Source organism: Streptomyces sp. NPDC029122 (assembly GCF_055569445.1).
Genome location: NZ_JBVHWK010000002.1, coordinates 285839 through 307975, shown reverse-complemented (window position 1 = coordinate 307975; position 22137 = coordinate 285839). Strand labels below are relative to the sequence as shown.

Sequence of the window (22137 nt, the reverse complement as noted above, 5' to 3'; positions counted from 1 at the left end):
ATGGACATCGTTCGCAGGAACAACGTCACCGTCACCGGCAACCCGCGGGGCCGGACGGTGCTGCTCGCCCACGGGTTCGGCTGTGACCAGCACATGTGGCGGCTCACCGTTCCCGCCCTGGCCGGGGAGTACCGGGTGGTCCTCTTCGACTACGTGGGCGCGGGGCGTTCGGACCTGTCGGCGTTCTCGGCGGAACGGTACGCCTCCCTCGACGGGTACGCCCGGGACGTGGTGGAGATCTGCGAGGAACTGGACCTGCGCGACGCGGTGTTCGTGGGGCATTCGGTCAGCGCGATGATCGGGGTGCTGGCGGCCGGTGCGGCCCCCGAGCGGATCGGGTCGCTGGTGATGGTCGCCCCGTCGCCGAGGTACGTCGACGACGGGGACTACCGGGGCGGGTTCAGCGCACGGGACATCGATGAGCTGCTGGCTTCCCTGGAGTCCAACCACCTCGGCTGGTCGGCGGCCATGGCCCCGGTGATCATGGGGAACGAGGACCGGCCGGAGCTCGCCGAGGAGCTGAAGAACAGCTTCTGCGCCACCGACCCGGAGATGGCGCGCGTGTTCGCCCGTACCACCTTCCTCTCCGATTCGAGGGACGACCTGCCGGGGGTGCGGGTGCCGACGCTGGTACTGGAGTGCACCCAGGACGCCATCGCTCCCCGCGAGGTGGGTGCCTTCGTCCACCGGGCGGTCCCCGGCTCGAAGCTGGTCACGCTCGACGCGGTCGGACACTGCCCGCACCTGTCCGCGCCCGAAGCCACCAACGAGGCCATCACCGGCTTCCTGGCGAGCCTGCGGTGATGTGCCGCGTCGGGCAGCAGCCGGACCCGTCTGACGCCGGGGACGAGCAGGCGTCGAACGCGGTGTTCGCCTCGCTGCTCGAGGGCAGTGCGGAGGAGCTGTACGAGAGCGCGCCGTGCGGATACCTGTCCACGCTGATGGACGGCACCATCGCGAAGATCAACACCACCCTGCTGGGCTGGCTCGGCCTGGAGCGGGAGGCGGTGGTGGGCCGGCTCCGGTTCACCGACCTGCTGACGGTGGGCGGCAAGCTGTACCACGAGACGCACTTCGCGCCGCTGCTCCGGATGCAGGGCGAGATCGGCGGCATCGCCCTCGACATCGCCCGGGCCGACGGCGGGCGGATGCCGGTACTGGTCTCCTCCGTCGTCAAGCACGGCGATTCCGGCGAACCCCTGCTGATCCGTACCACCGTCTTCGACGCCCGGGACCGCCGCGCCTACGAAGAAGAGCTTCTGAGATCGCGGGAAGCGGCCGAAGAGGCGCGCCGTCAGGCGGAGGCCGACCGCGCCCGGCTGCAGGACGCCCTCGCCGTGCTCCAGCAGTCGCTGCTCCCGGACACGCTTCCGCCGTTGCCCGGCATGGAGACGGCCGCCCACTACCGCACCGCCTCCCCCGACCGGCTCGGCGGCGACTTCTACGACGTCTTCCCCGTGGACGGCAAACGCTTCGGCTTCTTCCTCGGAGACGTGTGCGGCAAGGGCCCCCAGGCGGCCGCCGTCACCTCGCTGACCCGCTACACCCTGCGCGCCGCCGCCCTGCACGATCCGGACCCGGTGTCCGCCCTGACCACCCTCAACCAGGTGCTCCACGAGCGGTACTCCGGCGGGGACCCGCGCTACTGCACCGCCGTCTTCGGGACCGTCGAGTCCGACCCCGCGACCGGGCAGGCCGACGTCCACCTGGCGTCGGGCGGCCACCCGCCCGCCCTGGTCCTGCGCGCCGACGGCACGGCCGACTTCCTGCCCACCCCCGGCGGCCTGCTCGTCGGCATCCTGCCCGCCGCCCGCTTCACCTCGGCCACCACCACCCTCGGTCCCGGTGACACCCTCCTGCTCTACACCGACGGCCTCACCGAAGCGCGTACCGGCAGCGACCGCACGCAGCTGTACGGGGACCAGGCCCTGCGCGCCTTCGCCGCCCGGCACGCCGGCCGGCCCCCGCAAGCCGTCGTCGAAGCCCTGACCGGCCTGCTGGACGACTTCGGCGACGGCCTCGACGATGACACCGCCCTGCTCGCCCTCGGCGTCCCCACCGCCGGACCTACGACGAAGAACCCGAGATGAAGCCGCTGAAGATCATCACCCGAGACGCCGGAACCGGTCCCGTCCTGGAGATCACCGGCGACCTCGACTACGCCACCGCCACCGAGCTGCGGACGCTGGTCACGACCCTCACCCTGCGGCCGGGCCAGCGCCTCGTCCTGGACCTGAGCGGCATGGAGTTCTGCGACTCCAGCGGCATCACCGCCCTGCTCGCCGCCCGCAACCACGCCCAGGCCGCGGGAGCCGGCATCGCCCTCGCCTCCGTCCCCGCCAACACCCTGCGCATCCTGCGCGTCGTCGGCCTCGACCAGGTCTTCCCCCTCCACCCCGACGCCGACTCCGCCACCCGTCCCTGACCGCCCCCGGGCGCGACGGCCGGCCGCCGGACGCCTCCGCACCCTCGCCCGATACCGAGCGATGCCCCCTGACGGGTGAGGCGGGCGGTTCGGTGAGGTTCCAGGTCAGCGCGGGCTGAGGAGGCAGAACTCGTTGCCTTCCGGGTCGACCAGAACCGTCCAGTGGATCGCGGACTGGTCGATGCCGGGGTCGGTGGCGCCCAAGGCGCGCAGTCGGGCTTCCTCTGCTTCCACGTCGTCACCGGGGTAGGGGCAGACGTCCAGGTGGACGCGGTTCCACCCGCTCTTGGTGTCGGGGGTGCGGAGGAACTCGAGGTAGGGACCGACACCCTTGCCGGAGCGCATGGTCGCCTTGTCGTCCGTGACCTCGTGCAGCGTCCAGTCCATCGCCTGCCCCCAGAACCGGGCCATCTCCCGCGGGTCGGCACAGTCGACCACCACCGCGGCGACCGGCCCGGTGTCCTCGTAGACCGGGCGGGGCTCCAGGACGCAGAACTCGTTGCCCTCCGGGTCGGCCATGACCGTCCAGGGGACGTCGCCCTGCCCCACGTCGGCGAGCGTCGCACCGAGGTCCCGCAAGCGCGCGACCAGAGCCGCCTGATGGGCGGTCGAGGCGGTGGCCAGATCGAGGTGCACCCGGTTCTTCACGGTTTTGACTTCCGGGCGGGCGATGATGTCGATGCACACGGCCACGGGGTCGGGGTAGTGGAAGCCCACGGGTTCGAGGTTGGTCACACCGGGTCCCTCGCTGTCGACACCCCAGCCGAGTGCCTCCGCCCAGAACCGACCCAGCGCGACGTCGTCGTGGGCCTTCATGTTGATCTGCACGAGTCTTGTTGCCATGCGCAGATCCTAGAAGCCGCCGCGCTCAGAGGTGCCCGCCCCGGCACTGACCTCGATCGTCCTCGTCGAAACCGCGCGGTCACGAACCGCCCTCTGAACTACCGGACTTCCGTCGAGACCGGGGCCAGGAAGAAGAGGCACGTCTTCGCGTTGAACTCGCCCACCTCGGCGACGAAGCGGAACTTGTCGCCCGCGCCGACGGTGGCGGGGGTGTTCCGGCCGGTCAGCTTCAGGCCGAGGACGTTGACGTCCTCGTACTTGAAGGCCGGACCGATCCCCGTCTTCGCTCCCTGGTCGCCCGGGCCCAGGAGCACGTCGTAGCGGGTGTGGTTGTCGCCGTGGGGCGCCATGTGAACGATCGAGCCGTCGAAGGCGACCGTCTTGCCCTTGTACTTGGTCGCGAAGTCCGCGTTCGTCCGGTCGCAGGAGTCCGGCGTCTTCAGCAGCGCCGCGAACTCCGGGTTGTTCTGAGGCGTGATCACCTCAGCGGCTGTCGGCCCGGCCGTGGTCGGAGTCGACGTGGTGGAGGGCTCTGGGATCGCCGTGGCCGCGGTCGGCTTGTTCGACCCGTCCTTCTTCTCGCCGTCGTCCTCGAGTGCCGCGGCTACGCCGATGACGACGGCCAGGACCACGAGGCCGCCGACCGCGGCGCCGATCAGGACCCGCGGCAGGGGCTTCTTCGGCCGGCGGAAGTCGAGGGTGGAGCGCAGCCCGCCCTGGGTCCGCTCCACGAGCTCCCAGCCGTCCTTCTGCATCTTCGAGATCACCAAGCCTTCGGCGCCGCGAAGTGTCCGCACGGTCTTGTACTCGTACTTGATCTCGTCGGCCATGCGGCTCCGCGCCCCCTCAACGAACTGTTCGTACCAGCTGCCTCGCGAGCATAGGTGACTCCGCGGCCGGCTCCGCCCTGCGGGCCACACATGTACGTGCCGCCGCCCCCCGCACTGCAGGTGTCGGCCGCCTGAGCCGGCGCGACGGCCGCGGCCAGCCCCACGACGGTGGCGATGGCGATGGCGACGACAGCAGCCTTGAATTTCTTCAACCTGAACACCTGTTCTTTCGATCTGATCCACTCGAGCCGGACCGGAAAGGTCCGATATGACACACCGTCACCCTGCTGGTCATCGGTAAACGGCCTGTCAGTAGCGACTTCGCCCAGCCCTGAACGGCCGCAGTCGCGGCGAGACTTGAGATGATCACTTCATGGCACACACGGATGATCAGCCGGCACAGGTCGCGTTCGGTTTCTCGGAGGCGACGGCATCGATGCGCGCCGATGCCCTGCGGCTGCTCGAAGCCGACGCCTTCCTCCATGGGGAATGGGTGGCGGGGCTCGCGACGAACCACGCGGCCCCGGACTCGGTACTGCGTCGCTTGTTCACACTGGGTCCTCGGTCCGAGGTCTGGAGCCTGCTCGGACAGCGCGACGTGTCGCCGACCGCGGCGATGGCCGCCGCCGCACACCCCGACCCGGAAGTCCGCGAGCTCCTGGTGGGCAATACCCGCTTGCCGACGGAGGTCTACGGAGCGCTGGCCGAGGATGCGGACCCGACCGTACAACGCCGCATGCTCCGGATCGCTCAAGCGTTCGCTGTCGAACTGCCGACGGAGGTGGTCGTCCGACTGGCGACCAGCCGGTACGGCGGGCTGCGGAGCATCGCGGCTGAACTCGTGGGTCTGCCGGAGAAGAGCCTGATCCTGCTGGCCGCGGACCGCGACGCCCGCGTCCGGGCCGCCGCCATCAACTCCCGAACCTGGCACAGACTGCCTCCGGCGGTCCGAGCCGCGGCCGGGGCCGACCCCGACCCGCGGGTACGCGAGGCGTTCGAACGCGTCGCCCGCCTCATGACGCCCCCGCCGACGACGGTGGATGCCTTCCTCGCCGAAACGGACGAGGACCGCCGTCTCGCCGCCGTCGTCGACGCACCCGTCGACGCGGACCTGGCAGCCTTCCTCACCACCCACGAGGACCGTTCTCTACGTCAATGGGCCGCAATGAACCCGTACGTGCCCACGCCCCTCGCCCTCGGACTGGCCACTGACCCCGAGCCAAACGTGCGCCTTGCCGTCTCCATGCGTGCGGACTTGACCGAGGAACAGCGGACAGCAATCGACTACACCGCCCCGCAGGACCGCTACCCGGTCCCGCCCTGGGTCGAGGAGCACTTCGACGACCCCGATGCGCTGCGAGAGATCGCGGCCTCCGGCCACGTCATGCTGCGGCGGGGCGTCACCCGTGCCCCCCAACTTCCCGCCGATGTGATCGAGCGGCTGTCCACCGACGAGGACTACTACGTCAGGGCGATGCTCTGCGAGCACGACCACGCCCCGCACGAACTCCTCGTGGAGATGCTCCTCGACTCAGAAAGGTGGGTCCTGCTGACCTCCCGTCGGAACTTCGCCCGACCTGGCCTCGCCCGGTTCGCCGACAACCCGGACCACCGACTGCGGTACGCCGCCCTGCGCGACCCGCACGCCGTTCCGGAACTCGTCGAGCACCTCTCCCACGATCCGAACGACATGGTCCGACATCACGCGGCGTCCCACCCTCTTCTGCCGCTTCCACGCCTCGTCGAACTCCTCGGCGCCACCGCGCGGGGCATGGCGCGAACAGCGGCCCGCAACCACGCGCTGCCCTGTGACCTCATGCACCAGCTCCTTGACGTCGCCGGCGTCGAACGCTGAGCCGGACAACGGACGTGCCCGGCGGGAACGCTCCCCCGCGAGCCGGGTGGTGTCAGGCGGTGTGGATGCCGGCGAGGGTCCTCTGGAGCCGGCGGATCGCGTCTTCGGCTTCCGTGTACTCCTGGGGGGCCGGCTGGACGGCGCCGAAGGTGGGGCCGTCGCCGGCGGGCAGAGCTCGCCAATGCAGGACCGGCGTGAGCGCGGTGGCAGCCGCGCCGAGGAACCAGGCCAAGCGTCCGTGGACGTGGGCGAGGGCGATGGCCACCACGGCGAGCGCCTCCCGCAGGTGCTCCAGTCGGTCGACCTCGGGCATGGTTCGCCGGGACTGCGGAGTGCCGATGGCGGAGTGGAGGTCCGCGGCGGCTTTCGCGGCGACGGTACGGTCGGTGGGCGACAGGTCCCACGCCTGATCGCGGATTTGCCGTTCGGCTTCCTCCGCCAGATCCTCAATGATCTTCCCCATGCCCATGCCCGCATCTTATGCGTGCCGCTGCCTTCAGCAGCAGAGCGCGGACAGACCGACCGGTGATCCGGCCGGGTGCAGGGGCCGCTCCCCGCCCGGGCCGGTCAGGAGGCGGGGGTGAAGAGCGGGGCGACCTGTTCCTCGCGGTGGAGGGCGGCCTCGACGGTGTCGTCCGCGAAGCAGAGCATGACGCCCTTGCGGCCCGGGTGGTAGGCGGCCAGGATGATCGCGCCGCGGCGGGTGGCGGGGTCGTAGGCGTGGCCGGACTCGCGGAGCCGGGTGAGGGCGGCGGTGAAGGAGGGCACCTCCCAGTGCCGGGGCCACACCCGTTCCAGCAGGATGCGGTCGGTGCCGAAGCCCGGGCCGACGACCCGCTTGCCGACGATCTCGTAGATGTGGGTGGAGCCGGTGGCGCGGCCGTTGTACTCGGTGAAGAGGACGTCGCCCTCCGGAGTGACGACGGCGTCGGCACTGAGGATGCCGCGGTAGCCGACGGCGCGCAGGCCCTCCGAGATGCGGTGTCCGCCGTCGAGGAGCGCGTCGAGCTGGGGGGCGGTCAGGTCCGGGGCGGGCATCACCTGGGCGTTGGGCAGGGGGCGGTACTGCATCTCGCCGTGCCCGCCGAGCCGGATGCCCGCGTCGGAGATCCAGTATTCGGCGAAGTAGGCGCGGCTGCCGGGGTGGTACCGCTCGACGACGACCCGGTCGCGGCCGCCGACGGTCAGCCAGTCCCAGCGCTCGGCGAGGTACGCGGTGACCGCCGCCCGGTCGGGGAGGGCGCGCACGCCGCATGCACCGCGCAGGTCCACGTCGCCGGTGCGGCCGAGGATCTCGTTGCCGTCGCTGCCCGAGCCGAAGTCCTGCTTGAGGATGACGGGGCTGCCGCCGTCCAGCAGGCGGACGATGTGCTCCTCGGCGCGCCGCGGATCGGCGCAGACCGCGCCGTCCGGGAGGGGGGCGCCCACGCCGGCGGCCAGCGCGCGGAAGACGGCCTTGCTGCTGCCGAGGAGTCCGCCGCTCTGTGTGAGGAAGGCGTGCCCTTCGAGGGCTCCGGGGCAGCCCAGGGCATCGGCGGCGGCCGCGACCGCGGCGTCGGGCCACAGGGCGAAGACCTCGTCGACGGGCCGGCCGGCGGTCCTCTTGCGCAGCTCGGCGATGAAGGAGGGGTCGGTGAGCCGGTCGGCGGTGAGGGCGCCGGTGCCGGTGCGGCCGGGCGGCGGGACGACGATCTGGAGGGTGTCCCGGCGGGTGCCCGTCAGGGAGGTGACGTAGGAGAGGAACTCCTGCTCGGGCGGGACGGGCAGGACGAGGACGTCGCCGTCGCGGGCGAACCACAGCAGGCGCTGCACGGCCCAGCCGGTTCCGGCCGGCTCCTCCAGTTCCTCGCTCCAGTCGTTTCCGATGAGCAGTCGCAGCATCCGGCAATACTCCCTGTGGTCGCAGTGCCCTTTCCGGCGGCGGGCGAAGGATTTCGGCCCGGCTGGACGGCCAATTGTGAAAAGCGGTGTGAGGCGGCGTCAAGAGCGCCTCTTCCGCCTCCAATGCCCCATGGGAATCGGCCGGGAGCGGCCGGCCGGATGCTCCGGTGGCCGGATCGCCACCTTGTTCCCCGCTGGAGGGGTTCGTACGATCGTTGACCGTTCACCGACGGAATCTCATGTCCGGATATGAGGAAGGAGGTGAACCATGGAGCGTGAAATCCTCTGGACCGAGATCGAGGACGCGGATGTCGCGGAGATCGTCTCGGACAGCAACGTGAAGGACGTAGGCATCGTTTCTGCCAGCAACGTCAAGGACTGAGACTGAGCCAGCGGACCGACCAGTGCGCGACCCGGGTCCTTCCCCGCCTGCCGGGGAGGGGTCCGGCCTGCCGGAGCGGACGTACGGAGGAATCGTGTCAGGCGGCGGTGAGTTGAAACTGATCGGCCAGCCCCTGTTCCCGCCGGACTGCGTCCCGGCGAGACCGCTGCGGATCGGGCTGGTGAACATGCCGTGGGCGCGCACCGACACCCCTTCCATCCAGTGCGGGCTGCTCCAGGCCGCGCTCCGCTCCTTCGGCCACAACGCGCGGAGCTTCTACCCGAATCTGGAACTGGCCGCCGAGCTGGGAAAGGACCTTTACGAGATCATCACCGAGGCCCCTTCCGAACGGGTGCACCTCTTCGGTGAATGGCTCTTCGGGACGGCGGCGTTCGGGGTGACCGAGGACGTGGAGGATTACCGGCTGCATTTCCCCGAAGTGGCCGAAATGTGCGCCGCAGCGGGAGCGGACTGGGACGCCGTGGCCGACCTGCGCGGCCGCCGCCTCCCCGCGTGGATGGACGAACTCGCCGCCCGTGGCATCTGGCCGGAACTCGACATCGTCGGATTCACATCGACTTTCATCCAGAACGTCGCCGCGCTGGCGCTCGCGCGCCGCCTGAAGGAAGCCCGCCCCGATCTGGTCATCGTATTCGGCGGCGCGAACTACGACGGCGACATGGGGCCCGAGTACCTGAGGAATTTCGACTTCATCGACTACGTGGTCGTCGGCGAGGGCGATGTGACGCTCCCCCGGCTGGCGGCGGCCGTCGCGCGGGGCGCCGACCCGGCAGCCCTCCCGGGCGTCTGCGGCCGCACCTCCGACGGCCGGGTGACCACGCCCTCCCCCGGCGTCCGCACCCGGGAGATGGACCAGCTGCCCGTACCGGACTACGACGACTACTTCACCGCCCTGGAGGCCCTCGGCCGGGACCGGGTGATCGGCCGGAACACGCAGCGGCTGCTGGTGGAGTTCTCCCGCGGCTGCTGGTGGGGCGCGAAGCACCACTGCACCTTCTGCGGGCTCAACGCGCTGGGCATGCAGTACCGGGCCAAGTCCCCGGCGCGGGCGCTGGCGGAGCTGGAGGAGCTGATGCGCCGGCACCGGGTCCTCGCGGTCGACGCCGTCGACAACATCCTCGACATGGCCTACCTCGACACCTTCTGCTCCGGGCTGCGCGGGGCCCCGTGGGACACCGCCCTGTTCTTCGAGGTGAAGGCGAACCTGACCCGGGACCAGGTGCGCCTGCTGGCCGAGGCCGGGGTGTGGAAGATCCAGCCGGGGCTGGAGAGCCTCAGCACCCACGTCCTCGGGCTGATGCGGAAGGGCTCCTCGCGGCTGCTCAACGTCCGGCTGCTCAAGTGGGCCCACTACTACGGCGTCCGCGTCGACTGGAACCTCCTCGCCGGCTTCCCCGGCGAGACGGACGAGGACTACACCGGCCAGGCCGCCCTCGTACCGCTGCTGACCCATCTGGAGCCGCCCGCCGGCGTCGGGCGGATCTGGCTGGAGCGGTTCAGCCCGTACTTCACCGACCCCTCCTTCGGGATGGGCGAGATCACGCCGAAGAGCGCCTACCGGCTGGCGTTCCCGGTCCCCGGGCTGGACCACAGCCGCATCGCGTACTTCTTCGACTACCGGGCGCCGGACACCGCCTCCCCGGACGCCGTCGCCGAGCTCGCCAAGGCCGTCGAGGCGTGGGGGCGGGAATGGGCCTCGGCAGACCGGCCCACCCTCACGTACCGGCGCGGGCCGGACTGGCTGACCCTGTTCGACACGCGGGGCGGCCGGCGCCGCAAGACGACCCTCGCCGGGTGGCGGGCGCAGGCGTACGAGCTCTGCGGCGACGCCCCGCGCAGTGCCGCCCGCGTCCACCGGGAGCTGGGCGGCGGTACGTGGCCGGACGGCCGGGCCGTGGAGCTGCCGGACGCCGAGGAGTTCCTGGCCTCCTGCGTCGCGCACGGGATCTGCCTGGAGGAGGACGGCAAGTACCTCTCCCTGGCGCTGCCGCTCCGGTCCGGGCTGCCCGCGCTGCCCGTGCGTACGGCGACGGGCACTTCAAGCGAGCAAGGGAGCTCACGATGACGCTGAACAGCTTCGACGAATGGTCCCCGCTCAAGGAGGTGGTCCTCGGCTCCGCTGCCCACTACACCTCCCACGAGCGGGAGCTGTCCTTCGACCTCTTCTTCCACGACAACATCGCCGGTGACAACTCCACGCGCTCCGAGTGGTACTACCCGCGGCTCACCGTCGGCGGGGAGGGGGACGCGGGGCCGGAGGGGGCGCGCCGCGGGCGGGTGCCCATCAAGCAGCGCTACGTGGACGAGCTCGTCGAGGACCTGGAGGGGATGGCGGCGGCCCTGAGGGGCCTCGGGGTCACCGTGCTCCGGCCGATGGACCTCGACCCCGGCACGAGCGAGGTGCGCACCCCGGCCTGGTCCGCCTCCGTCGTCCCGCCGCTGAACATCCGCGACAACACGCTGATCCTCGGCGACGAGATCATCGAGACGCCGCCGATGATCCGCTCCCGCTACTTCGAGACCCAGTTCCTCACGCCGGTGTTCCAGCGGTACTTCGCGCGGGGCGCCCGCTGGACGGTGATGCCGCGTCCCCTGATGACGGACGCGTCGTTCGACCTCGACTACGCCCGCGAGAGCACGATCGGCGGCCCGACCGAGCCCATCGGCACCCCGAGCCCCTCCCCCTACGACGTCGGCCTCGAGATGATGTTCGACGGGGCGCAGGTGCTGCGGCTCGGCCGCGACCTCGTCGTCAACGTCTCCACCGCGCACCACGCGCTGGCCTGCGACTGGCTGGAGCGGCACGTCGGCGACCGGTTCCGGATCCACCGCGTGCACCGGCTCAGCGACAGCCACATCGACAGCATGGTCCTCGCGCTGCGGCCCGGCACCCTGCTCGTGCGCTCGGAGGCCGTCGCCGAGAAGCTGCCCGAGGCGCTGCGGACGTGGGACCGGATCGTCGCGCCCGCCCCGGAGAGCGACAACTTCCCCCGCTACGAGGACGAGGACCTGGTGCTGACCAGCCCGTTCATCGACCTCAACGTGCTGTCCGCCGGCCCCGACACCGTGCTGGTCAACGAGGCCTGCCCGGAGCTGGCGCGGACCCTGGAGAAGCACGGCTTCACGGCGGTCCCGGTCCGGCACCGGCACCGGCGGCTGTTCGGCGGGGGCTTCCACTGCTTCACGCTGGACACCGTGCGAGAAGGCGGGCTGGAGGACTACCTCGGATGAGCCTGCCGGACACGGGGTGCGCCGCCCGGCTCACCGGGGTCGGCACCGCCGTCCCCGACACCAGTTACAGCCAGCGCGAGCTGCTCGACCTGCTGGCCGTCACCGATCCCCGGGTCCGCTCGCTCTTCCTGAACAGCGCCATCGAGCGGCGCGGCCTGACGCTGCCCGCCGCCGGCCCCGACGGCTCTCGGGCGGCGGAGTCGCAGGGCGAACTCCTGCGCAAGCACACCGAGCAGGGTCTGCTGCTGGGGCGGCGGGCGATCGAGAACTGCCTCGCCGACACCGGGGCGCGGCTGTCGGACGTGCGCCACCTGTGCTGCGTGACGTCGACCGGCTTCCTGACGCCCGGGTTCTCCGCCCTGCTCATCAAGGAACTGGGCCTCGACGTCGGCTGCTCGCGCCTCGACGTCGTCGGCATGGGCTGCAACGCCGGGCTCAACGCCCTGGGCGCGGTCACCGGCTGGGCCCGCGCGCACCCCGGCGAGCTGGCGCTGCTGGTGTGCGTGGAGGTGTGCTCGGCGGCGTACGTCTTCGACGGCACGATGCGCTCCTCCGTCGTCAACAGCCTCTTCGGGGACGGCGCGGCCGCCGTCGCCGTCACCGCACCCGGCGGCGGCGGTCCGGATGCGGGCGGGGTGCTGTCACCGGCCCTGCTGCGGTTCTCCAGCCGGATCATCCCCGACGCCGTCGACGCCATGCGCTACGACTGGGACGAGGGGCACGGCAGGTTCAGCTTCTGGCTGGACCCGCAGATCCCGTACGTCGTCGGCGCGCACGCGGAGGAGGCGCTGGGGCGGCTGCTGCACGGCACGGGGGTGCTGGCCTCGGACATCGGCCACTGGGTGGTGCACTCCGGGGGCAAGAAGGTCGTGGACTCCGTCCGGGTCAACCTCGGGCTGACCCGGCACGACGTACGGCACACCACCGGCGTGCTGCGCGACCACGGAAACCTGTCGAGCGGCTCCTTCCTCTTCTCCTACCAGCGCCTGGCGTCCGAAGGCTCGGTCCGCCCGGGCGACCTGGGCGTGCTGATGACGATGGGGCCCGGCTCGACGATCGAGATGGCGCTGGCGCGGTGGTGACCCGCACCCCGGGCCGCACGGCGGGCGGCGGCACGACGACGAAGGGAACTGCGATGCGCACGCACGACACGCTGCCGCCGCCCGCGGAGGGCGAACCGGCGGACGGCACGGCGAGGACCGTGCCCGACGGCCCCGCGGGCGGGCTGTGCACCACCGTGGAGCTGGACGCCCGGCAGCCGCTGCCCGAGCTGACCGCCGCGGTCACCGGCGCCTGCGACCGGGCCGAGGCACGGGCCGACGGCTCGGTGGTCCTCCTGCGGCTGCCGGACGCGCCCGCCGGGGCGCGGGCCTGGCCGGGGCAGGTGGACATCCAGCAGATCAACCGCTGGGAGCGGGCCGTGCGGAGGCTGGAGCGGCTGCCCGCGCTGAGCATCGCCGTCGCCTCCGGGGCCTGCGGCGGGCCCGCCCTCGACCTGCTGCTGGTGAGCGACTACCGGATCGGGTCGCCGGACCTGCGGCTCCTCGCGCCGGTCAACGACGGGCACTTCTGGCCCGGGATGGCCGTGCACCGGATATCCCGGCAGCTCGGGGCGGCCCGCGCCCGGCAGATCGTGCTGTGGGGCGACGACATCGACGCCGTGCGGGCCCGCGACCTGGGCCTGATCGACCAGCTCGCGGACGACACCGAGGAGGCCGCGCACACGGCGGCCGTCCTGATGGGCCGGATCTCCGACCGGGAGCTCGCGATCCGCCGGCAGCTGCTGCTGGAGGCGCAGAGCCTGGAGTTCGACGAGGCGCTCGGCCCCCATCTCGCCGCCTGTGACCGCGAACTGCGGCGCCTGGCCGCGTCCGCGGCCGCGGCGGCCGCGGAGCCGGGCGACACGGCGGGAGGGGCTGGTGAATGACCGGGCGGGGCGCCGGGAGGCGGGCATCCCGGCCGGCGGCCCCGGCTCCCCCGCCGTCGCCGGCGACGCCTCCGCCGCCTCCGTCGACCCGGCCGTCTCAGGAGACCCCGCCGTCTCCAGGTACCCCGCCGTCTCGGGAGACGCCGCCGCCTCGGGAGACCCCGCCGTCTCGGGAGAACCCGCCGTCTCGGGCGGAGACCCCGGCTTCTGCGGTGACCTCGCCGCCGACGCCAAGCTGCTCGCCGGGCACGCCGCCGACGCCGAGCGGAGGCTCGCCCTCCTGCCGCCCCGCCCCGACCGCACCGCCTCCGAGGCCGAGCGGGCGGAGGGCCTCCACGAGGACTGCCGGGCGGCCCGGCACGCCTTCCTCGCCCGCCACGCCGACGCCGTCTACGACGAGCTCACCGCCGGGCGGACCCGGCGGCCCCGGCTGCCCGAGCTGGCCGCGGAGGCCGCCGTACGCTTCCCCGGACTCGTACCGGACGCCGCCCGACTCGCCGAGGAGCGCGGACGGCTCCAGGCGCACAAGGAGGGCCGCGAGATCGACCAGGGCATCTTCTTCGGGGCCCTGCTGCGCTCCCCCACCGCGGGCACGCACCTGATCGAGAGCATGCTGCGGCCCGCGCCGGGCTCGGCGGCACGCCTCGCGGAGTTCCGGCGCGCGGACCGGCTGGAGCTGCCCGCGGTGCTGCTCGAACGCCGCGGCGAGGGGGCGTACGTCACCTTCCGCAACGGCCACTGCCTCAACGCCGAGGACAACCGGCTCATCGCCGACCTCGAAACCGCCGTCGACGTGGCCCTCCTCGACGACCGGATCCGCGTCGGCGTCCTGCGCGGCGGGCCCGTCACCCACCCGCGCCACGCAGGGCGGCGGATCTTCAGCGCCGGCATCAACCTCAAGGAGCTGCACGCGGGCCGGATCCCGTTCGTGGAGTTCCTCCTCGGCCGGGAGCTCGGCTACGTCAACAAGCTGGCCCGCGGCCTGCTGCGCGAGGGACCGGCCGCCGCCGGCGGCGCCACGGCCGGCAAGCCGTGGGTGGGCGTCGTCGACGCGTTCGCCATCGGCGGCGGCATGCAGCTCCTCCTCGTCCTGGACCGCGTCATCGCCGAGGAGGGCGCCTTCCTGAGCCTGCCCGCCGCCGACGAGGGCATCGTCCCGGGCCTCGGCAACCTGCGGCTCACCCGGCTCACCGGCGCCCGCACGGCCCGGCAGATCATCCTCTCCGGCCGCCGTATCCACACCTCCGACCCGGCGGCCGCCCTGCTGGTCGACGAGGTGCTGCCCGCCGCCGCGCTCGACGCGGCCGCCGAGCGCGCCGTACGCGAGCTGGCCGGACCGGCCGTGGCGGCCAACCGGGCCATGCTGACGCTGGCCGAGGAGCCCCTGGAGCTGCTGCGCGGCTACCTGGCGGAGTTCGCGGTCGTCCAGGCCCGCCGCATCCACAGCCCCGACGTACTGGCCAAGACCGAGCGGCACTCGGCGCGTTCCGGACGGGCCCCGGCATGACCCTCCTCGCCCGCGAGGCGCTGCACGCCTCGCTCCAGGACCCGGTACTGGAGTCGATCGGCTTCCTCAACGAGATCATGGGCCGCTACCCCGACGCCCTCTCCTTCGCCCCCGGCGCCCCGCATCCGGCCCCGTACGAAGGCCTGGACACCGCCCGCTACCTGGACCGCTTCACCGCCCACGCGGCCGCGACGGGCCTCGGGCCGGACCGGGCGGCCCGGCTGCTGTACGAGTACGGGCCGGCCCGCGGCCTGATCAACGGGATCGTCGCCGACGCCCTCCGCCGCGACCAGGGCATCGACGCCGACCCGGACGCGCTCGTGATCACCGTCGGGGCGCAGGAGGCGATGTTCCTCGTGCTGCGCGCCCTGATCGCCTCCCCCGAGGACCTGGTGGCCGTCTCCGATCCGTGCTTCGTGGGCATCACCAGCGCCGCCAGTCTGCTCGGCGCCGGGGTGGTGCCCGTTCCCGAGGACGCCGACGGCCTCGACGTCGACGCGCTGGCCGGGGCGTGCCGGGCGGCCCGCCGCTCCGGCCGCCGCATCCGCGCGTGCTACGTCGCCCCCGACTACGCCAACCCCGGCGGCACCCGCATGGCGGCCGGGCGGCGGCCGCGGCTGCTGGAGCTGGCCGCGCGGGAGGACTTCCTCGTCCTGGAGGACAACGCGTACGGGTTCACCGCTCCCCCGGGCACCGAACTGCCCGCCCTGAAGGCCCTGGACGGCGGGCGGCGGGTCGTGCACATCGGAACGTTCGCGAAGGTGTGCTTCCCCGGGGCGCGCGTCGGCTACGTCGTCGCCGACCAGTCCGTGTCCACCGCCGGCGGGGCCGCGGCCGTCCCGCTCGCGGCGGAGCTGGCGCGGCTGAAGACCGCCGTCACGGTCAACACCTCGCCCGTGTGCCAGGCGCTGATCGCCGGGATGCTGCTGGAGCACGGCGGCTCGCTCGCCGAACTGAGCCGGGCCAGGTCCGTGCTGTACCGGCGCAACCTGGCCCACCTGCTGCGGGCGCTGGACCGCGAGGGCGCGGCCGGGCTGCCGGAGGGGGTGGAGTGGAACCGGCCCGGCGGCGGGTTCTTCGTACGGATGCGGCTGCCCGTGCCGGCGGACGCCGGGCTGCTGGAGGCGTCCGCGGCCGGGTACGGGGTGCTGTGGACGCCGATGGCCCCCTTCCACCCGGGCGGCGGGGGCACCCGTACGCTGCGGCTGTCGTGCAGCTACCTGGATCCGGAGGAGATCGACGAGGGCGTGCGGCGGCTCGGGGCCTTCCTCAGGGAGCACGCCCGGCCGCGGACCGGAGCGGGCGCGAGGGCGGGGAGCGGGACGTGAGCGGGGGCCGGAGCGTTCCCGTCCACCCCACCGCCCGCGACCGGGACCGCCCGTTCGACCCGCCGCCGGAGCTCGCGGCGCTGCGCGCCCGCGGCCCGGTCAGCCGCCTGCGCTACCCCGACGGCCACCTCGGATGGCTCGTCACCGGATACGAGGCGGCCCGCCGGGTGCTCGCCGACCCCCGATTCAGCGCGCGCTCGGAGCTCAAGCGGGTACCGGTGGCCCGGCCGGGAACGGACCCGTTCTACGGCAGCCCCGCCCTGCCGGGCTGGCTGGTCGACATGGACGCACCCCACCACACACGGCTGCGCAGGCAGCTCATGGGCTGGTTCACCGCCCGCCGTACGCGGGCCCTGGCGCCCCGCATCGGGCAGATCGTCGGCGAGCACCTGGAGGCGATGGCCGCCCTCGGCGGCCGGGCCGACCTCGTCGAAGCCTTCGCGCTGCCCGTCCCCTCCCTGGTGATCTGCGAGCTGCTGGGCGTGCCGTACGGTGAGCGCGACTCCTTCCAGCGCAACAGCGCCACCCTCTTCAGGATCGACGCGACCGCCGCCGAGGCCGCGGCGGCGATGGCCGAACTGGACGTCTTCCTCACCGAGTTGGCCCGGCACCGGCGCCGGGTGCCGGGCGGCGACCTGCTGAGCGCGCTCGCCGCCGGGGGCGAGCTGTCCACCGCGGAAGTCGCCGGCGTGGGCGCCCTCCTGCTGTCGGCGGGGCACGAGACGACCGCCGGCTCCCTCGGGCTCGGCACGTTCGCTCTGCTGTCCCACCCGGGCGAGGCGGCGCGGCTGGCGGACGATCCGTCCCTGGCCGGGAACGCGGTGGAGGAACTGCTGCGGTACCTGACCATCTTCCACTTCGGGGTGCCCCGCTGCCCGGTGGAGGACGTCGTGCTGGAAGGGCACACCCTGCGCGCCGGGGAGTCCGTCACGGTCTCGCTGTCGGCCGCGAACCGCGACCCGGCGCGCTTCGCCGACCCCGACCGCCTCGACCTCGCCCGCGCGGCCTCCGGCCACCTCGCCTTCGGCCACGGGGCGCACCAGTGCATCGGCCAGCACCTGGCCCGCACGGAGATGCGGATCGCGTTCCCCGCGCTGTTCGCGCGCTTCCCCGGGCTGAAGCTGGCCGTGCCGCCCTCGGAGGTGCCGCTGGGGGAGGACATGGGCTTCTACGGGGTGCACCGGCTGCCCGTGGCCTGGTGAGGGCCCGTACCCGCCGGCGCCGTGCCGCCTCAGCCGTGCCAGGACTTCCACAGGCGCGCGTACGCCCCGCCACGGGCCACCAGTTCGTCGTGGGTGCCGCTCTCGGTGATCCGGCCGTCCTCCAGCACCACCACGCGGTCGGCGTCGTGGGCGGTGTGCAGCCGGTGGGCGATGGAGACGACCGTGCCGCCGAGCAGCCCGGCCAGGGCCCGTTCCACCGTGTGCGCGGTGTGCGGGTCGAGCAGGGCGGTCGCCTCGTCGAAGACGACGACCGGGGGGTCGAGCAGCAGCAGCCGGGCGAGGGCCAGTTGCTGGGCGCGGGCGGGGGGCAGCTCGGCCGCGCCGGAGCCGACCTCGTGGTCCAGGCCCAGCGCCGACGCCCATTCCCAGGCGGCGACGGCCCGCAGGGCGCGCTCCAGGTCCGCGGGGGTCGCGTCGGGGCGGGCGACGAGCAGGTTGTCGGCCAGGGTCCCGCGGAAGACGTGGTACTCCTGGGTGACGAGGATGACGCCGCGGCGCAGTTCGTCCGGCGGCAGCTCCGTCAGCGGAACGCCGCCCAGGCTGACGGTCCCCCGGCCGGGGCCGTCGATCCCGGCGAGGAGGCGGCCGAGGGTGGACTTGCCGGCCCCGGAGGGGCCCACGACCGCCAGCCGCTCACCGGGCCGTACGCGCAGGTCGATGCCGCGGAGGCTCTCCTGCCGCTCCCGGTAGGCGAAGTGGACGCCCCGTACGTCGATCGCGCCGTCGCGGGGGGCTTCGGGCCGCGGGGCCGTGTCCGCGGCGGCGGGGGCGGGGGCGGCGGCGCGGACGCCGAGGATGCGGGCCATGGAGGCGCCGCCGACCTGGAGTTCGTCCATCCAGTACAGCATGGTGTCGACGGGCCCGATCACCTGCTGGACGTACAGGGTGGCTGCGGTGACGGCGGCCAGGCCGACCAGCCCCTCGATGTACATCAGCCCGCCGATGACCAGGGTGGCGGCCACCGGAAGGATGTAGCCGGTGTCGGCGATCGGCAGGTAGGTGCTGCGCAGGTTCAGGGTGTGCCGTTCGGCCGCGTACGAGGCGGCGATGTCCGCGTCGGTGCGGCGCCGGCGCCGCCCCTGGAGCCGGAGCGCCTCCACCGTGGGGGCGCCGGCGACGGTCTCGCCGAGGGTGTCGGTGAGGCGGGCGTACGCTGAGTTGGAGCGCAGGTAGCCGCCGCGGGCCCGCCGCAGGTACCAGCGGGTCGACAGCCACAGCACGGGGACGGCCACCAGGCAGGGCAGGACCAGCAGCGGGTCGGTGAGGCAGACGGCGCCGATGGTCAGGGCGATGGTGGTGCCCGCCACGAGGGTGTCGGGGATCGCCCGCTGCACGGTGAGGGCGAGGACGTCGACGTCCCGGGTGGTCCGGGTGACGAGCTCGCCGGTGCCGGCCCGTTCGACGACGGGGGTGGGCAGGGACAGCACCCGGTCGACGAACTCCTCCCGCAGTTCGGCCAGTACGGTCTCCCCGAGCCGCAGCGAGGCCAGCCGTGCGAAGCGGGTGAGGACCGCCTGGAGGACGACCGCGGCGCAGATCGCGAGGGCGACCGGGGTGACGGCGAGCGTGCCGTGCGCGGCGTCCTCGACGATCCGGCCGAGGAGCTGGGGTGCGGCCAGCGCGGCGACGCAGGCCAGCGCGTGCAGGGCGAGGGAGCCGGCCAGGGGGCGGCGGTGCCTGAGCACGGTCCGCCGGGCCTGCGCCCGGACCTCCCGGGCGGAGGCGACGGGCAGCCGATCGGCGGGCGGGGCGCCGGGGGCCGCGTCGGGATCCGGGGCGGTGTCGGCAGGGGCGGGGGCGGTCATGCCAGGACCTCACGGGTGACGACGGCACGGTAGTCGGGGTCGGCGAGGAGGGTCCGGTGGGGCCCTTCGGCGACGGCCTTGCCGTCCTTGACGAACACCACCGAGTCGGCGCGGTCCAGGACGATCGGGCTGGTGGTGAAGACGACGGTGGTGCGGCCGGCGCGGTAGGGGCCGAGGTTCCGGGCGACGCGGCCCTCGGTGTGGGCGTCGAGGGCGTTCGTGGGCTCGACGAGGACGAGCACCCGCGGGTCGGCGAGCAGGGCTCGGGTCAGGCGCAGCCGCTGCTGCTGCCCGCCGGAGAACTCGCGTCCGCCGGTGCTCTCGTGGTCGAGGCCGTCGGGGAGGGCGTCGACGACGTCGCGGGCGGAGGCCGCGTCGAGGGCGCGGAGGAGGGCGTCGGCGGGCCGGCCGTCGCGGGGGCTGTCGGGGCGGTCTCGGGGGTCGAGCTCGGTGCCGAGCCGCCCGGCGAAGAGGGTGGCGTCGTTGTCGGCGAGGAGGGCGTGGCGGCGTACGTCGTCGGTGCGGTGGGCGGAGAGGGGGGTGTCGCCGAGCAGGACCGCGGAGCCGGTGTGGCCGCAGAGCCGTTCCGCGAGCGTACGGGCGTCCCCTTCCGTGCCGCACACCACGGCGAGGAGCCGGCCGGGCGGGACGGTCAGCCCGGAGTCGGGGTCGTGGAGCGGGAGGCCGTCCGCGCCGTCGTCGAGCGGGCGGGTGCCGCCGGGCCGTTCCCGTTCCAGGCGCAGGAAGTCCAGGACGCGGCCGGCGGCGACGTTGGCGCGGGTCAGCTGGTCGAGCATGGCGGTGACCTGCCCGAGTTGGTCGGTGAGGAAGACGGCGTACCCGTAGAAGGCGACGAGCAGGCCCGGTTCGAGGCGGCCGGTGCTCACCTGGTGCGCGCCGAGCCAGACGATGGCGACGAGCAGCGCGCCGGGCAGCAGGACGCGCAGGAAGGCGATGTCGGCGACGGTGGCCGCGACCCGGGTGCCCTCGGCGCGCACGGCCTGGGAGCCCTCGCGGTAGCGACGGCCGTAGGTCTTCTCACCGCCGAAGCCGCGCAGGACGCGCAGCCCGTCGATGATGTCGACCGACAGGTCGGTGAGGGCCCCCTGCTGCTCGCGCAGCCGCTGCTGGCGGCCGTGCAGGACGCGCATCAGCCGGGTGACGGCGACGGCGATCAGCGGGACGCCGACGAGCACGACCAGTCCCAGCTGCCAGGACGTGACCAGCATGAACACGGCGGCGAAGAGGATCGAGACGACGGCTCCGGTGCCGCGCGCCGTGCCTTCCAGGGCGGTGCCGAGGTGGCCGACGTCCGAGGCGCTGACGCTGACGACGGAGCCGGTGGAGGCACGCCGCGGCAGGTCGGCGCCGAGGTCGGCGGCGTGGCGGACGACGAGCTGGGTGGTCCCGTACACGGCGCCGAACCGGTTGGTGGTCGACGCCCGGTCGCGCAGCATGCCGATGACGGCCTGGAAGACGCCGAGGGCGAGGACCGCCCCGCCCCACAGCAGCAATGCGTCCCGGTCGCGCTCAAGGAGCCCCCGGTCGATGCCGAGGGCGACGGCCGCCGGCACCAGCGCCTGCGCGAGGGTGCACAGCACGCCGAACACGGTGGCCAGGGCGAGGCTGCCGCGGTGGCGGGTGGCCAGCCACACCAGGAAGCGGACCGGCGAGCCGGTGGCGGGCGCCCCCGGGTCGGCGGCGGGGAACCTGTCGCGGCTCACGGCTTGGTGCCGATGGTCAGACCGTGCTCGTAGGGGTAGCCGGTGAGCGTGCGTACGGCGTCGAAGCCCGCCCGGCGCATCCAGTCCTCGTAGTCGCGGGCCGGGTAGGCCATGCCCTGGCCGCTGGCGAGCACGTTGAGGTAGAGGGAGAGGCGCGCGGAGTACCAGCCGCGGGTCTCGTCGTCGGAGGCGTTGTAACCGTAGACGAACACCCGTCCGCCGGAGGGGAGGACGGCGTGCGCCTTCGCCAGCAGCTCCGTGATCTGCCCGCCGGAGAAGATCTCCAGGACGTGGCTGAAGAGGACGGCGTCCGCGCCGGGCGGGAAGGGGTCGGTGAAGAGGTCGCCGGGGTGCAGCCGGATGCGGTCTCCGGCCCCGGATTCCGCCCCGGATTCCGCCTCGGACTTCGCTTCGGCCGCCAGCCGCGCGACGGACGGGATGTCGAAGACGGTCGAGCGCATGCCGGGGTGGCGGGCGAGCAGCCGGGCGCTGGTGGTGCCGTCGCCGCCGCCGATGTCGAGCAGGTGCCGTACGGTGGCGAACTCCTCGGTCTCGACGAGCGCGTCGAGGCTCTTGAGGGTGAAGGCGCTCATGCTGCGGTGGAAGACCGCCTCGAGCTGCGGGTCGTGCGCGAGGCGGCGGTAGAGGGTCGGCTCGTCGCCGGGGTGCGCATCGAGCGCGAGGTTGGTGCCGGCCGCGAGGGCCTCGCTCATGCGGGAGAAGGCGGGGTAGTAGATCTCCCGCCAGCCGGTGAGGATGTGGCGCCAGCTGTCGGGGGCGAGGAGCTCGGCGGCGGCGGGCGCGTTGCGGTAGCCGCCGTCGGCGTCCCGCTCCAGCAGGCCGGTGGTGCACACGGCGTGGAGCAGGACCCGCAGGGAGTGCGCCGGCACCCCGACGGCCGCGCGCAGCTCTTCGAGGGAGGCGCCGGGGCGGGCGGAGAGATGGCCGAAGACGTCCCATTCGAGCGCGGTGACGACGGCGTTGAAGAGGGCCGGGGCGTTCACGAGGAAGTGGAACCGCTCGACGACCGGATCGACGGCGGCGACGTCCGGACCGGCACCGCCGGGACGGGGGACCTGGCCGGGCACGAAGGCCGGCTCAGGCCGTCCGGGCTGGCCGGACGGGTTCGTTCCAGCGGATGGTGCCGTGTCGGCA

General features: G+C 73.3%; 19 protein-coding genes. 12 read left to right on the top strand and 7 right to left on the bottom strand.

Features of this window, described 5'->3' with window-relative positions:
• From ACZ4WZ_RS03805 to ACZ4WZ_RS03795, 3 genes are read left to right on the top strand one after another with little or no spacing between them, the layout of a single operon-like run.
• On the top strand, positions 1–804 hold the full coding sequence (locus tag ACZ4WZ_RS03805) for an alpha/beta fold hydrolase (RefSeq protein ID WP_467884666.1): 804 nt from the start codon (positions 1–3) through the stop codon (positions 802–804).
• Positions 804–2090: a PP2C family protein-serine/threonine phosphatase gene (locus tag ACZ4WZ_RS03800; protein WP_467884664.1), complete on the top strand. Its 1287-nt coding sequence runs from the start codon at positions 804–806 to the stop codon at positions 2088–2090. The genes ACZ4WZ_RS03805 and ACZ4WZ_RS03800 overlap by 1 nt, the downstream gene beginning before the upstream one ends.
• Positions 2087–2425 (top strand): STAS domain-containing protein, encoded by a 339-nt coding sequence (locus ACZ4WZ_RS03795; RefSeq protein WP_467884662.1) that lies wholly within the window; start codon positions 2087–2089, stop codon positions 2423–2425. The genes ACZ4WZ_RS03800 and ACZ4WZ_RS03795 overlap by 4 nt, the downstream gene beginning before the upstream one ends.
• 105 nt (positions 2426–2530) lie before the next feature.
• Here the strand turns inward: ACZ4WZ_RS03795 and ACZ4WZ_RS03790 are convergent, their stop codons facing one another.
• Together ACZ4WZ_RS03790 and ACZ4WZ_RS03785 are read right to left on the bottom strand one after the other, a co-directional pair.
• Positions 2531–3268, bottom strand: a complete 738-nt coding sequence (locus ACZ4WZ_RS03790) for a VOC family protein (RefSeq protein ID WP_467884660.1) — start codon at positions 3266–3268, stop codon at positions 2531–2533.
• Between the two features lie 98 nt (positions 3269–3366).
• On the bottom strand, positions 3367–4098 hold the full coding sequence (locus tag ACZ4WZ_RS03785; protein WP_467884658.1) for a DUF4839 domain-containing protein: 732 nt from the start codon (positions 4096–4098) through the stop codon (positions 3367–3369).
• A 373-nt stretch (positions 4099–4471) separates the two neighbouring features.
• On the opposite strand from ACZ4WZ_RS03785, the gene ACZ4WZ_RS03780 reads away from it, so the two are divergent.
• Positions 4472–5953, top strand: a complete 1482-nt coding sequence (locus ACZ4WZ_RS03780) for a hypothetical protein (RefSeq protein ID WP_467884656.1) — start codon at positions 4472–4474, stop codon at positions 5951–5953.
• A gap of 52 nt (positions 5954–6005) precedes the next feature.
• On the opposite strand, the gene ACZ4WZ_RS03775 is transcribed toward ACZ4WZ_RS03780, so the two are convergent.
• The gene (locus ACZ4WZ_RS03775) at positions 6006–6416 is read right to left on the bottom strand and encodes a hypothetical protein (protein WP_467884654.1); all 411 of its coding nucleotides are present in this window, start codon (positions 6414–6416) and stop codon (positions 6006–6008) included.
• A gap of 104 nt (positions 6417–6520) precedes the next feature.
• The gene (locus ACZ4WZ_RS03770) at positions 6521–7834 is read right to left on the bottom strand and encodes a preATP grasp domain-containing protein (RefSeq protein WP_467884653.1); all 1314 of its coding nucleotides are present in this window, start codon (positions 7832–7834) and stop codon (positions 6521–6523) included.
• A 268-nt stretch (positions 7835–8102) separates the two neighbouring features.
• Here ACZ4WZ_RS03770 and ACZ4WZ_RS03765 point away from each other — a divergent pair, with 268 nt between their 5' ends.
• The 8 genes from ACZ4WZ_RS03765 to ACZ4WZ_RS03730 all read left to right on the top strand — a co-directional run bounded on the left by ACZ4WZ_RS03765 (position 8103) and on the right by ACZ4WZ_RS03730 (position 17432).
• Entirely contained in the window at positions 8103–8216 is a 114-nt protein-coding gene (locus tag ACZ4WZ_RS03765; protein WP_467884651.1) for a pheganomycin family RiPP precursor, read from the top strand.
• Between the two features lie 94 nt (positions 8217–8310).
• Positions 8311–10302, top strand: coding sequence for a RiPP maturation radical SAM C-methyltransferase (locus ACZ4WZ_RS03760; RefSeq protein ID WP_467884649.1), 1992 nt, complete (start codon positions 8311–8313; stop codon positions 10300–10302).
• On the top strand, positions 10299–11468 hold the full coding sequence (locus ACZ4WZ_RS03755) for a glycine amidinotransferase (protein ID WP_467884648.1): 1170 nt from the start codon (positions 10299–10301) through the stop codon (positions 11466–11468). The genes ACZ4WZ_RS03760 and ACZ4WZ_RS03755 overlap by 4 nt, the downstream gene beginning before the upstream one ends.
• Positions 11465–12550, top strand: a complete 1086-nt coding sequence (dpgA, locus tag ACZ4WZ_RS03750) for a 3,5-dihydroxyphenylacetyl-CoA synthase DpgA (RefSeq protein WP_467884646.1) — start codon at positions 11465–11467, stop codon at positions 12548–12550. The genes ACZ4WZ_RS03755 and dpgA overlap by 4 nt, the downstream gene beginning before the upstream one ends.
• A gap of 53 nt (positions 12551–12603) precedes the next feature.
• On the top strand, positions 12604–13395 hold the full coding sequence (gene dpgB, locus ACZ4WZ_RS03745) for an enoyl-CoA-hydratase DpgB (RefSeq protein ID WP_467884645.1): 792 nt from the start codon (positions 12604–12606) through the stop codon (positions 13393–13395).
• Positions 13388–14902: a (3,5-dihydroxyphenyl)acetyl-CoA 1,2-dioxygenase DpgC gene (gene dpgC, locus ACZ4WZ_RS03740; RefSeq protein ID WP_467884643.1), complete on the top strand. Its 1515-nt coding sequence runs from the start codon at positions 13388–13390 to the stop codon at positions 14900–14902. The genes dpgB and dpgC overlap by 8 nt, the downstream gene beginning before the upstream one ends.
• A complete protein-coding gene (locus ACZ4WZ_RS03735) occupies positions 14899–16230 on the top strand; it encodes an aminotransferase-like domain-containing protein (RefSeq protein WP_467884641.1) in 1332 nt (443 codons plus the stop codon). The genes dpgC and ACZ4WZ_RS03735 overlap by 4 nt, the downstream gene beginning before the upstream one ends.
• Complete coding sequence (locus ACZ4WZ_RS03730) at positions 16227–17432, top strand: cytochrome P450 (RefSeq protein WP_467884639.1); 1206 nt, start codon at positions 16227–16229, stop codon at positions 17430–17432. The genes ACZ4WZ_RS03735 and ACZ4WZ_RS03730 overlap by 4 nt, the downstream gene beginning before the upstream one ends.
• Positions 17433–17461: 29 nt before the next feature.
• On the opposite strand, the gene ACZ4WZ_RS03725 is transcribed toward ACZ4WZ_RS03730, so the two are convergent.
• Genes ACZ4WZ_RS03725 through ACZ4WZ_RS03715 form a run of 3 tightly spaced genes read right to left on the bottom strand, consistent with a single transcriptional unit; the run spans position 17462 to position 22070 of the window.
• Complete coding sequence (locus ACZ4WZ_RS03725; protein WP_467884638.1) at positions 17462–19258, bottom strand: ABC transporter ATP-binding protein; 1797 nt, start codon at positions 19256–19258, stop codon at positions 17462–17464.
• Entirely contained in the window at positions 19255–20982 is a 1728-nt protein-coding gene (locus ACZ4WZ_RS03720) for an ABC transporter ATP-binding protein (RefSeq protein WP_467884637.1), read from the bottom strand. The genes ACZ4WZ_RS03725 and ACZ4WZ_RS03720 overlap by 4 nt, the downstream gene beginning before the upstream one ends.
• A complete protein-coding gene (locus tag ACZ4WZ_RS03715; RefSeq protein ID WP_467884635.1) occupies positions 20979–22070 on the bottom strand; it encodes a methyltransferase in 1092 nt (363 codons plus the stop codon). The genes ACZ4WZ_RS03720 and ACZ4WZ_RS03715 overlap by 4 nt, the downstream gene beginning before the upstream one ends.
• Positions 22071–22137 lie beyond the last annotated feature (67 nt).